We start from the raw sequence: 11,730 nt of genomic DNA on the forward strand, positions 1-11,730 counted from the left end.
CCCGCGGCGTGCGCCGCGCGGCGCTGACGGTGGTGCGGTGCGCGGCGCTGGTGTCGGTCGGCACGACGGGGCTGCTCTACGCGCAGCGCGACCGGATGGTGGGCGTGACCACCTGCGTGCCGGGGACGCCGCTGGTGGTCTCGGGGGCGAACCCGTTCTCGCGGCTGGCCGCCGACCGCCGCGCCGAGACGCTGGCGCACGAGGCGGTGCACGCGGCGCAGATCCGCGAGCGCGGCTGCCTGGCCGTCTACCGCGCGCAGCTCTTCGGCACCCCCGAGGAGCGGGTGGCGCTGGAGGTCGACGCGGCGTGCGCCGAGCTGTCGGCGTCGGCGCTGCCGCGCGCGGCCGCCGAGCACGCGCTGGCCCACGAGGTGGTGAGCGCCTACCCGAGCCTGCGCGCCGTCGGCTTCGAGCGGGCGCTCGCGATCACGCGGGCGCGCTGCACGGAAGGGGGCGCGGCCCCCGCCTCGCAGCTCGCGGCGCGGTAGCGCGAGCGGTCGAGCGACGAACGGCGCCGGCCACGTGGGCCGGCGCCGTTCGCGCGTTCCGGGGGCGGGGGAGGGCGCCGGTCAGCGCGCGCCCTCGAGGTGGAACGCCGCCATCGCGTCGCGCAGCGACTCGGCGTCGCGGGTGAGCGCCACCGCGGTCGCCGCGAACTCCTCGGCGCTCGACGCGCTGTGCTGCGTCACGCGGTTCATCTGCTCGGTGCCGGCGGTGATCTGCGCGACGCCGTCGGCCTGCCGCTCGCTGGCGCTCGCGATCTCGTCCATCACCGCGCTCGCCTGCGCGATCTCGCGGGCGATCTCCTCGAAGCGCGCCATCGCCTCGCCGTTGAGGGCGACCCCCTCGCGGGCGTTGCCGACGCTCTGCTCGATGAGGGCCGACGTCTGCCGCGCCGCCTCGGCGGAGCGCAGCGCGAGGGCGCGCACCTCCTCGGCGACCACCGCGAAGCCGCGCCCCGCGTCGCCGGCGCGCGCCGCCTCGACGGCGGCGTTGAGCGCCAGCAGGTTCGTCTGGAACGCGATCTCGTCGATCGTCTTCACGATCTTGGCCGTCGACACCGCGGAGCCCTCGATGCGCGCCATGGCGTCGGCGAGGCGGGCCATCCCGTCGCGGCCGGCGTCGGCGCGCCCGCGGGCGGCGGCGGTGAAGGCGCGCGCCTGCCCGCTGCTGGCGGCGCTGCGCTGCGCCTCGCCGGCCAGCTCGGTGAGCGAGGCGGCGACCTCCTCGAGCGACGCGGCCTGCTCGCTGGTGCCGGCGGCGAGCGACTCGCTCCCGCTGCCGATGTCGGCGGCGCGCTGCGCCACCCGCCCGGCCGCCGCGGCCACGTCGTCGAGCGCGCCCACGATGTTGTCGAGCGCCGTGTTGAGCGCGGCCTGCAGCGCCGCGTGGTCGCCGCGGTACGCGCCGTCCATGCGCGCCGTGAGGTCGCGGTCGGCGACGCGCGACAGCACGTCGGAGGCCTCGGCCAGCGGCGCGGTGAGGGCGTCGAGCATCTCGTTGGCGCCGGTGACCAGCTGCGCGTAGGCGCCGCGGTAGGCCGACGCGTCGCCGCGCCGCGCCAGGTCGCCCTCGCGGGCGGCGGCGATCAGCCCCTGGATCTCGCCGGTCGCGCCGCGCAGCGTGGTCGAGACGCGCCCGACCGAGCGGGCCAGCACGTCGCGCTCGGAGCGCGGCGTCACCGTCACCGTGAGGTCGCCCTGCGCCAGCGCGTCGGCCGCCGCGGCGACCTCGGTCACGTAGGCGATGGTGCCGCGGAAGGCGTCGGCGAGGGTGCCCAGCTCGTCGCGCGAGCGGTGCGTGACCGTCTGCTCGACGTCGCCGCGGGCGATCCCCTCGGCGGCGCGCGCCATGTCGCGCAGCGACGCCATGATCGCGCGCGTGGTGTAGACGGTGAGCAGGACCAGCACCGCGACGCCGGTCAGCAGCACGACCGACAGCACGGGGGTGGTGCGGGACTGGTGGGCGCGCGTGACGGCGAACGCCTCGCGCACGCCGGCCTCGGCGCCCTTGGTGTGGGCGGCGAGCGAGTCGCGCAGCGCGGTGAGGGCGCCGGTCATCGCCTGCACGCCGGCCATCACCGAGTCCTGCGACACCGTGGTGTCGCCGGCCGCGGCGGCGATCATGCGCGCGCTGGCCGGGCGCGCCGCGGCCTGGTACGCGCGGGCGAGCGCCGCCAGCCGGTCCTGCGCCTCGGCGCGGGCGACCGGGTTCGCCTTGCCGTCGAGCAGCCGGCGCTCGAGGCGCCCGGCGATCGAGTCGGTGCCGGCGAGCGCCGACGTGTCGCTGGCCGCCACGGCGTCCTGCAGCGCGCGCTGGAGCGCGGTGAGGTCCGCCTCGGCGGCGCGGCTCTGGTCGAGCGCCGCGTAGTGCCCGCGCTCCATGAGCGCGAGGTCGTCCTGCGTGCGCCGGCCGAGCCACACGGCCGACCCCAGCGCCACGAGGGCGCTGAGGGCGGCGAGCGACGGCATGGCGAGGATCTTGGCGCGGACGGAGAGCTGCTGGAAGGGCATGGCGTTCGGCGTCGGGCGTCCGGTGGCGGGCTACTGGACGGTGACGGTCTTCACGCCGGCGCCGAGGTCCGTGCCGGCGGCGACGTAGCCGATGGCGTTCGGGTTCCCCTTCACGAAGGCGAGGACGTCGGCGTCGGACGACTTCTCGGGCGGCGGCACGTCCTTGCCGGCGAAGATCTGCTGCTGCCAGTAGGTGCCGACGGCGGCCGTCGGGCGGCCGTGCACGCCCTTGCTGAACGCGTCGCGCACCTTCGACGACTTGTCGAGGTCGACCGGCGCGAGCTTGGCGCTCTTCTTCAGGAAGATGTTGGAGACCTCGGCCTTGCTGAGCGCGGCGGGGCCGGCGGCGTTGACGACGACGACGTAGCCCTGCGCGCGGGCGCGGCCCGCGGGGGCGAGCAGCGCGAGGACGGCCGCGCAGACGGAGAGGAGGAAGCGGTTCATCGGAGTGGGTCCGTTCGGCGGGGTCGGGTCAGAACGAGCTGGCGACGCTGATCAGGAAGTAGCGCGCGTCGCGCTTCGGCGAGAGCGTGAACGAGTTCGCGGTCTGCGAGGCGATCGGCGCGGTCGGCGCGTCGAACGACCAGCCGCGGCGCCAGTGGTGCTCGACCTTCAGCACCGAGCCGGCCGGCAGCGACAGGATCCCCGACAGGCCGTTCGTGCGGACCTCGGGGATGACCGAGTTCATCGCGGCGTTGGCGAAGTACAGCTTGCGGTTGATGTACGCGTGCTGCCCGGCGACCGAGAAGCGGTCGACCAGCCGCACCGTGGCCTGGTAGTAGCCGCCGCGGTTGTCGTTGCTGGGGCCGTGCCCCGAGATGCGGCTGTGCTCCGTGGCCAGCTTCACCCGGTCCACGGTGGCCTCGGCCGAGTAGATCAGGTTCGAGCGGTAGCCGCGCTGCGTCGGCTGCACGAAGGCGTAGCGCGCGCCGTAGGCGCCGAGCCGCAGCCCCGCCACCGGCAGCGTGAGGTACGACTGGTAGCCGAACATGTTCTCGGTGCGCGCGATACGGATCTGCTGCCCGGCGGTCGTGTTGGCGATCGCGCGGTTCTCGCTGCCGCCGAAGAAGCCGTGCTGCTCCAGCTCGGCCCCGAACGGGAGCGCCGCGCGGTAGCTCAGCACCGCGCCGTCGATGGCGTCGAACGCCTCCTGCTGCACCTCGATGGGCGGGCGGAAGAACGGCTGCACGGTGCCGATGTAGCGCACCTCGTTGTACAGGCCGCGCGGCAGCGGGTTGCGCCCGAGCTTCGCGGTGAACGGCCCCTCGCGGTGCTGCCAGAAGGCCCACTGCATCGACACGTCGGGCACCGCGCTCGCGAGCGGGCTGGCGCCGAGGCGGCGGTTGAAGACCTGGGCGACGACGACGTCCTTCTGCCCGAGGGTGTAGCGCGCCTGCACGGTGAAGACGCGGTAGTCGGACGTCCCCTTCTGCGGGACGCCGAACACGCCGAGCGTGTCGGCCTTGCCGTAGGCGGCGTTGAGGGAGCCGTGCAGCTCGAGGCGGTCGGTCAGGCCGCCCTGCGCGGAGAGCGCGGCGGGGACGGCGAGGGCGAGGACGACGCGCGGAAGTGCGGAACGCATGAAGCGGGGGGCTGCGGATGGAGCGGGGGAGGGACGTCGCGCGGCGCGATCAGAACGCGGCGGCGACGCTGACGAGGAAGTACCGGGCGTCCTGCTTCGGCGAGAGCGCGAAGGAGGTCGCGGTCTGGCTGGCGACCGGCGGCGTGGCGGCGTCGAACGCCCACCCGTTGCGCCAGTGGTGCTCGACCTTCAGGACCGAGCCGCCGGGGAGGGTCGCGATCGCCGAGGCGCCGAGCGTGCGCACCTCGGGGATCACGCGGTTCATCGCGGTGTTCGTGAAGAACAGCCGGCGGTTGGTGTAGGCCTGCTGGCCCGCGACGCTGAACGCGTCGGCCAGGCGCAGCGTCCCCATCACGTAGCCGCTGCGGTTGTCGTTCGCCGGCGTGTGGCCGGTGATGCGCCCGTGCTCGGTCGCGACCTTCAGCCGCCCGACCGTCGCCTCGGCCGAGCCGATGACGTTCGTGCGGTAGCCGCGGCCGGTCGACTGCACGAAGCCGTAGCGCGCGGCGTAGGCGCCGAGGCGCGCCGCGGCGACGGGGAGGGTCAGGTAGGTCTGCCCGCCGAACATGTTCTCGGTGCGGGCGATGCGCAGGCTCTGCCCCGCGCTGGTGGTCGCGATCGCGCGCCACTCGCTCCCGCCGCCGAACGCGTGCTGCTCGAGCTCCACGCCGCCCCACAGCGCGCGGCGGTACGACAGCACCGCGCCGTCGACGGCGTCGAACGCGTCGCTCTGCAGCTCCATCGGCGGGCGGAAGAACGGGAGCAGCGTGCCGATGTAGCGCACCTCGTTGTAGAGGCCGCGCGGCAGCGGGTTGCGCCCGACCTTCACCGTGAAGTCGCCCTCGCGGTGCTGCCAGAACGCCCACTGCATGGTGACGTCGGGGATCGCCGAGGCGAGCGGGCTGGCGCCCAGCCGGCGGTTGAACACCTGCGCGACGATCTGGTCCTTCGCGCCGAGGCGGTAGCGCCCCTGCAGCGTGAAGACGCGGTAGTCGGAGGTGCCCTTCGTGGGGACGCCGAACACGCCGAGCGTGTCGGACTTCCCGTACGCCGCGTTCAGCGCGCCGTGCAGCTCCAGGCGGTCGCCGAGGCCGGACTGCGCGCACAGCGCCGCCGGGGCGGCGACCGCCGCGAGGGCGGCGAGGAGGGGGCGCATCGATCGAGTGGGTGGGAGGGACATGCCGTCTGTGGTGATCTCACCACAGCAGTGTCGGCGCGTTCCCGACCCACTTGCGTTACGCTTTCGTGTAAAGCCCGAACGGCCGCCCCGCGTGACAGCGGGGCGGCCGTTCGTCAGAATCCGAGGTAGGCGCGCACGCGGGGCTCGATGCGCTCGGGGGTCCAGGGCGGCGACCACACGAGGTTCACCACCACGTCGCCGACCCCCGGCAGCGCGCGCAGCTGCTGCTCGGCCTCGCCCATGATCTCGGGGCCGGAGGGGCAGCCGGGCGACGTCAGGCTCATGTCGATGCGCACGTCGCGCCCGTCGACGGCCATGTCGTAGACCAGCCCGAGGTCGACGATGTTCAGGTTGAGCTCGGGGTCCTTCACGCGCCGCAGCGCGAGCTTCACCTGGTCGAGCGTCGGCGCATCGCCGGCGGCTGCATCGCCGGCGGCTGCATCGCCGGCGGCTGCGTCGCCGGCGGCTGCGTCGCCGGACGGCGCCGCGGCGGGCGTCGGCGTCTCGGGCGCGGTCGGGGTCTCGTCGGTCACGGGCGGGGCGGGTCGGGGTCCACCCGCAACTTCACCGGCCCGCCGGAGCGGTACAAGGTCGGCCGTTCGGCCGACCCGGTCGCTCACTTCCGCGACCGCGCGGCGGACTTCTTCGCGGCCGGCTTCTTCGCGACGGCCTTCTTGGACGCCGACGCCTTGGACGACGACTTCCTGGCCGTGGTCGCCTTCTTGGCCGCCGACTTCTTGCTGGTGGTCTTCTTGGCCGACGCCTTCTTCTTGGCGCTGGCCGACGACCGGGCCTTGCCGCGCACGCTCTTGCCGCGCGCCGAGCGGGCGGCGCGGGCCGGGCGGTTCCACCCCGCGGCCTCGTCGGCGCGGAAGGCGGCGGGCATCGCGCGGGCGCCCATCGGGTCGTCGAGCACCGCCAGCTCGGCGGCGTCGGCGAGGTCGGCGCGGACGTCGGCGATCACCTTCGCCGGGCGCAGCGCGCGCGCCGCGTGCACGCGGTTGGTCAGCAGGAGCACGAACATGTCGCGCTCCGGGTCGACCCACAGCGAGGTGCCGGTGAAGCCGGTGTGCCCGAAGGCGTTGGCGCCCATCAGGGAGCCGCAGCTCCCCTTCTGGTTGCAGGTGTCCCAGCCGAGGGCGCGGGTGCCGGCGGCGCGCGCGGTGAACAGGCGCACGGTCGAGTCGGCGATCACGCGCACGCCGGCGTACTCGCCGCCGTTGAGCAGCATCTGCGCGTAGATCGACAGGTCGGCCGCCGTCGAGAACAGCCCCGCGTGGCCGGCGACGCCGCCGAGCGCGAACGCGTTCTCGTCGTGCACCTCGCCGCGGATCGGGTAGCCGCGCGGGGGGGCGATCTCGGTCGGGGCGATGCGGGCGCGCAGCGACGCGGGCGGGCGGAAGTACGTGTCGTTCATCCCGAGCGGGCGGAACACCCGCTCGTCGAGGAGCACGTCGAGCCGCTGCCCGCTCACCGCCTCGGCCACGAAGCCGAGGACGTCGGCGCCGAGGTCCGAGTACTCGAAGCAGGCGCCGGGGCTGCAGTAGATGGGGGTCTCGAGGACCTGGCGGCGCGCCTCGGCGGGCGAGGAGGCCGAGCGCCACAGCTCGCGGCCGGCGGGGAGCCCCGAGCGGTGCGTGAGCAGGTGGCGGACGGTGACGCGGTCCTTGGCGCCGCCGCTGAACGCCGGCAGGTAGTCGCGGACCGGGGCGTCGAGGTCGAGCTTCCCCTCGTCGTAGAGCACCATGATCGCGGCGGTGGTGCCGACGACCTTGGTGAGCGAGGCGACGTCGTAGATGGTGTTCTCGTCGACCGCGGCGCCGCCCCAGGTGAGGGCGCCGTACCCGCGCTTGACCACCGCGTAGCCCTTGCGGCCGACGACGACCGAGGCGCCCGGGAAGCCGCCGGCGGAGATCCCGCGCAGGACGACCCGGTCGACCGCGGCCAGCCGCTCGGCGGACATGCCGACGGCGGTCGGGGAGCGGAAGGGGAGCCCCTCGGACAGGGCGAGGGCGCCGGTGCGGGTGCGCGTGGCGTCCGGCAGGGCCGCGACGGGGTGCGCGGCACGGGCCTCGGTGGCGGCGGACGCGAACGCGAGCGTCGCGCCGAGCGCAGCGGTGAGGACGGCGACCGAGGGACGGGACACCGGACGGCTCCTTCGACGGCGGGGCAACGGGCCTACCGTACGCAGGTGACGGGGGTCACCGGCGTCTGGTCGGACGGTCAGGCGTGCAGGGGGCGTGCTCGGGCGTCGTTGGCGGCCTGGACCGTGTCGGGACCGGGCCGCGAGACGACGTGAGGTGAGGCGGGGGAAGTGCAGGAGCCAGCGGGGGTTGCGCGGGCGTCCGGCGGCCACGCGCACGACCGCAGAATGCCGTGCAGGCGCCTCTCCGGTCAAGACGCGAGTCCGAGCAAGGCGTCACGTGGACGAGACGTGCCTCGTCCGTTGTCGAGGACGCGCGACACACGCGCAGCGTTGACGCGACGATCCGCGGCGATCGGCGACCCGCGCTCGGCCCTGCCCGGTATACCGCGTGATCCGCGTCACGTTCCCTGCGGGGCCAGCGCCGCCGGCGCCGGGCCGGACCGACGTCGGGCGGCCCGCCGCAGCCCCCACTCGGCGAGCGCCAGGTAGAGCGCCGGGAGGACGAACAGCGTCAGGGCGGTCGAGGTCACCAGCCCCCCGATGACCACGGTCGCCAGCGGACGCTGCACCTCGGCGCCGGCGCCCGAGGACAGGGCCATCGGCACGAAGCCGAGACTCGCCACGAGCGCCGTCATCAGCACGGGGCGGAGGCGGTCGCGCGCGCCGGCGCGCACGGCGTCGGCGAGCGTCTCCGGCGCCTCGTCGCGCCGCTGGTTGTTCAGGTGCGTCACCAGCACGACCCCGTTCAGCACCGCGATCCCGAACAGGGCGATGAAGCCGACGCTCGCCGAGAGCGACAGGTTGAGCCCCCGCAGCCACAGCGCCGCGATCCCGCCGACGAGCGCGAACGGCACGTTGGTCAGCACCAGCAGCGACTGCGCGATCGAGCGGAAGGCCGCGAACAGCAGCAGGAAGATCAGCAGCAGCGCCGCCGGCACGACGACCCGCAGGCGCCGCCCGGCGCGCTGCTGGTTCTCGTACTGGCCGCCCCACTCGAGGAACATCCCCGTCGGCAGCCGGACCTCGCGGGCGACGCGCTCGCGCACCTCGCGCGCGAAGCTCCCGAGGTCGCGCCCGCGCACGTTGCTCAGCACCAGCGTGCGGCGCTGCGCGTCCTCGTGGCCGATCAGCTCGGGCGCCGTGCCGGCGACGACGTCGGCCAGCTCGCCGAGCGGCACCGGGGCGCCGGCGGGCGTGCGCACGGGGAGGCGCGCCAGCGCGGCGGCGTCGGCGTGCAGCGCGTCGGGGACGCGCACCGCCACCCCCACGCGCCGGAAGCCGTCGATCCACTCGGTGGCCGTCGTGCGCCCGAGCGCCAGCTCCAGCGACTGCCGCAGGTCCTCGACCGCGACGCCGTGGCGCGCGAGCGCGTCGCGCCGCACCGCCAGCCGGATCTCGCCCGTCCCCTCGCTGACCTCGACCGCCGCGTCGGCGTTGCCGCGCACCCCCTGCACGACGCGCAGGATCCGCTCGGCGACCGCCTGGTTCCGCTCCAGGTCGGGGCCGATCACATTGATGCCGAGGTCCGTGCGGATCCCGCTCTCCGCCTCGTCGAGGCGCATCGCGAGCGGCTGCGTGAACGACACCCAGAGCCCGGGGATGTGCGCGAGCGCGGTGTCGAAGGCGGCGACCAGCCCCTCGCGGTCCCGCGCCGTCGTCCACTCGTCGCGGTCGGCGAGGATGACGTACATGTCCCCCTCGAACAGCCCCATCGCCTCGGTGGCGAGGTCGGGGCGCCCCTCCTTGGTGACGACGGTGCGCACCTCCGGGAAGCGGCGCACGATGCGCTCGGCCTCCAGCGACAGCCGGTTGGCGTCGGCCAGCGACACGCTCGGGATGCGGCGCGAGTTCACGAGGATCGCGCCCTCGTCGAGCTTCGGCATGAACTCGCTCCCCATCCAGCGCAGCGACACGACCGAGGCGACCACGGCGACGGCGGCGGCGGCGACCACCGGGACGCGGCGGCGCAGCACCCACGCGAGCCCGCGCGCGTAGGCGGCCGTCAGCCGTTCCAGCCAGCGCGCCGGGCGCTCCTCGGCGTGGCGCAGCGCCCACGCCGACATGGCGGGGACGAACGTCAGCGCCAGCAGCAGCGAGCCGAGCACCGCGCAGACGACGGTGAAGGCCATCGGCTTGAACATGCGCCCCTCCATCCCGTCGAGCGTGAAGATCGGGAGGTAGACGGCGACGATGATCGCGATGCCGAACAGGATCGGGCGTCCCACCTCGACCGCCGCGTCGCGGAACAGCGCGAGCCGGCCGTGCCCCACGCCGCCGCGCTCGGGGTGCGCCTCGAGGCGCCGCACGAAGTTCTCGACCATCACCACCGACGCGTCGACGATCAGCCCGAAGTCGAGCGCGCCGAGCGACATCAGGTTCCCCGAGTAGCCGAACGCCGACATGCCGAGGAAGGCGAACAGCATCGACAGCGGGATCACCGACGCGACGATCAGCGACGCGCGCCAGTTGCGCAGGAAGAGGAAGAGGACCGCGATCACCAGCAGCCCGCCCTCGACGAGGTTGCGGGCGATGGTGCCGGTCGTGCGGCCCACCAGCTCCGTCTGGTCGTAGAACGGCGTGACCGTCACCCCCGGCGGGAGCGTCGGCGCGATCTCGGCCAGCCGCGCCTTCACGCCCTCCATGACCTCGCGCGAGTCGGCGCCCTTGAGCTTGAGCACCATCCCGCTGACCACCTCGCCCTCGCCGTCCTGCGTCACGGCGCCGAAGCGCGGCAGCGCGCCGCGCGTCACCTCGGCGACGTCGCCGACCAGCACGGGGACGCCGCCGCGCGTCGCGACGACGACGCGCGCCAGCTCCTCGGGGCGCTCGACGCGCCCGAGGCCGCGCAGCGTGTAGCGCTCGCCGCCGCTCTCGAGGTAGCCGCCGCCGAACGTCGCGTTGTTGCGCGCCAGCGCGTCGTGCACGTCGGCGAGCGCGAGCCCGCGCGCGGCCAGCCGCGTCGGGTCGGCGACGACCTGGATCTGCTCGATCAGCCCGCCCCACGAGTTCACCTCGCTGACGCCGGGCACGGTGCGCAGGCGCGGGCGCACCACGTAGTCGTGCAGCGTCTTCAGCTCGGCGAGCGACAGCGAGTCGGAGTGCAGCGTGTACTGGTACAGCTCCCCCATCGGCGTCGACACCGGCCCGAGCGCCGGCTCCGCGCCGGCGGGGAGGGCGCCGGCGACGTCGCCGAGGCGCTGCTGCACGAGCGTGCGCGCGAAGTAGATGTCGACGTCGTCCGGGAACGGGACGGTGACGAGCGACAGCCCGCTCTTCGACGTCGAGCGCACCCCCTGGGCGCCCGGGAGCCCCATGACGGCGCTCTCGATCGGGTGCGTGACGAGGCGCTCCACCTCCTCGGCGGCGAGGCCGGGGGCGGTGGTGATGATCTCGACGCGCGTCCCGGTGAGGTCGGGGAAGGCGTCGAACGGGAGCCGCAGCATCGCCGCCAGCCCGGCGGCGACGAGGGCGAGCACGGCGCCGGCGACGAACAGCCGCTGGCGCAGCGCGAACGCGACGAGGCGGTCGACCATGCGCCGCCCCTCAGCCGCCGCGGCGCTTGAGCAGCTCCGCCTTGGCGACGGCGGCGCCGCGCACCACGACGGGCGTCCCGGCGGCGAGCCCGCCGAGGATCTCGGCCTGCGCGCTGGTGCGCCGCCCCACGCGGACGCGCACCGCCTCGAGCGCCAGCGCGGCGCCGCGCGCGCCGGCGCGCCGCGCCGCGACGACGACCGTGTCCCCCTCCATCGCCTGCACCACCTCGGCGGGGACGGCGAGCACGCGCGCGCCGCCGCCCCCCTGCAGCTCGGCGCTCGCGTACATCTCGGCGCGCAGCGCGGCGCCGCGCGCGTCGACGCTCGCCAGCACCTCGACGGTGCGCGACAGCGAGTCCACCGTCGGCGACACGCGCGTCACGCGCGCGTCGAACGCGCGCCCGGGCCACGCCGGCACCTCGAAGCGCACCGGCGCGCCGACCGTCGCCGCGGCCAGCGCGCGCTCGGGGACGGGGATGCGCAGCACGAGCGTGCCGAGCCGGCTGACCGTGACGAGCGGCGCGCCGACCAGCACCACCGTCCCGGGCGCGGCGTCGCGGCCGACGACGACGCCGTCGATCGGGGAGCGCACCAGCACGTCGTGGTCGTCGGCGCCGGCGGGCGCGCGCCCCTCGCCGACGAGGTGGCCGACGTACGAGCGCGCGCGCTCCAGCGCCGCGCGCCCGGCGTCGCGCGACGCCTCGGCCCGCACCCGCGCCGAGCGCAAGTCGGAGGCCAAGCGGTCTTAGGAAGACAAATCGTGGTCTCAACTCCTT

The 11,730-nt window shown here is 75.1% G+C and carries 9 protein-coding genes; 1 reads left to right on the forward strand and 8 read right to left on the reverse strand.

All coding sequences use genetic code 11. The features are described 5' to 3' along the window. On the forward strand, positions 1 to 488 hold a 488-nt coding region (locus tag PYV61_RS12430), incomplete at its 5' end, for a hypothetical protein (protein WP_275831931.1). An 81-nt stretch (positions 489 to 569) separates the two neighbouring features. Here the strand turns inward: PYV61_RS12430 and PYV61_RS12435 are convergent. From PYV61_RS12435 to PYV61_RS12470, 8 genes are all read right to left on the reverse strand, one after another. Further along, positions 570 to 2,513 (reverse strand): methyl-accepting chemotaxis protein, encoded by a 1,944-nt coding sequence (locus tag PYV61_RS12435; protein ID WP_275831933.1) that lies wholly within the window; start codon positions 2,511 to 2,513, stop codon positions 570 to 572. Between the two features lie 30 nt (positions 2,514 to 2,543). After that, positions 2,544 to 2,957 (reverse strand): hypothetical protein, encoded by a 414-nt coding sequence (locus PYV61_RS12440; protein WP_275831936.1) that lies wholly within the window; start codon positions 2,955 to 2,957, stop codon positions 2,544 to 2,546. A 28-nt stretch (positions 2,958 to 2,985) separates the two neighbouring features. Next, the gene (locus tag PYV61_RS12445; RefSeq protein WP_275831938.1) at positions 2,986 to 4,095 is read right to left on the reverse strand and encodes a hypothetical protein; all 1,110 of its coding nucleotides are present in this window, start codon (positions 4,093 to 4,095) and stop codon (positions 2,986 to 2,988) included. A 49-nt stretch (positions 4,096 to 4,144) separates the two neighbouring features. Next, positions 4,145 to 5,251: a hypothetical protein gene (locus tag PYV61_RS12450; RefSeq protein ID WP_275831940.1), complete on the reverse strand. Its 1,107-nt coding sequence runs from the start codon at positions 5,249 to 5,251 to the stop codon at positions 4,145 to 4,147. 137 nt (positions 5,252 to 5,388) lie between these two features. Beyond that, positions 5,389 to 5,808: a metal-sulfur cluster assembly factor gene (locus PYV61_RS12455; protein ID WP_275831942.1), complete on the reverse strand. Its 420-nt coding sequence runs from the start codon at positions 5,806 to 5,808 to the stop codon at positions 5,389 to 5,391. A gap of 83 nt (positions 5,809 to 5,891) precedes the next feature. Next, complete coding sequence (locus tag PYV61_RS12460) at positions 5,892 to 7,421, reverse strand: serine hydrolase (protein ID WP_275831944.1); 1,530 nt, start codon at positions 7,419 to 7,421, stop codon at positions 5,892 to 5,894. A gap of 398 nt (positions 7,422 to 7,819) precedes the next feature. Next, positions 7,820 to 10,954 carry a CusA/CzcA family heavy metal efflux RND transporter gene (locus tag PYV61_RS12465; protein WP_275831946.1) on the reverse strand — a complete coding sequence of 1,045 codons (3,135 nt, stop codon included), beginning with the start codon at positions 10,952 to 10,954 and terminating at the stop codon, positions 7,820 to 7,822. Between the two features lie 10 nt (positions 10,955 to 10,964). Beyond that, on the reverse strand, positions 10,965 to 11,693 hold the full coding sequence (locus tag PYV61_RS12470; RefSeq protein ID WP_275831948.1) for an efflux RND transporter periplasmic adaptor subunit: 729 nt from the start codon (positions 11,691 to 11,693) through the stop codon (positions 10,965 to 10,967). Between the last annotated feature and the right edge of the window lie 37 nt (positions 11,694 to 11,730).

Source organism: Roseisolibacter sp. H3M3-2 (assembly GCF_029211165.1).
Lineage (GTDB): Bacteria > Gemmatimonadota > Gemmatimonadetes > Gemmatimonadales > Gemmatimonadaceae > Roseisolibacter.

Coding starts and splice junctions, on each gene's coding strand:
- PYV61_RS12435 (WP_275831933.1), bottom strand. CDS start 2,513: ATGCCCTTCCAGCAGCTCTCCGTCCGCGCCAAGATCCTCGCCATGCCG.
- PYV61_RS12440 (WP_275831936.1), bottom strand. CDS start 2,957: ATGAACCGCTTCCTCCTCTCCGTCTGCGCGGCCGTCCTCGCGCTGCTC.
- PYV61_RS12445 (WP_275831938.1), bottom strand. CDS start 4,095: ATGCGTTCCGCACTTCCGCGCGTCGTCCTCGCCCTCGCCGTCCCCGCC.
- PYV61_RS12450 (WP_275831940.1), bottom strand. CDS start 5,251: ATGCGCCCCCTCCTCGCCGCCCTCGCGGCGGTCGCCGCCCCGGCGGCG.
- PYV61_RS12465 (WP_275831946.1), bottom strand. CDS start 10,954: ATGGTCGACCGCCTCGTCGCGTTCGCGCTGCGCCAGCGGCTGTTCGTC.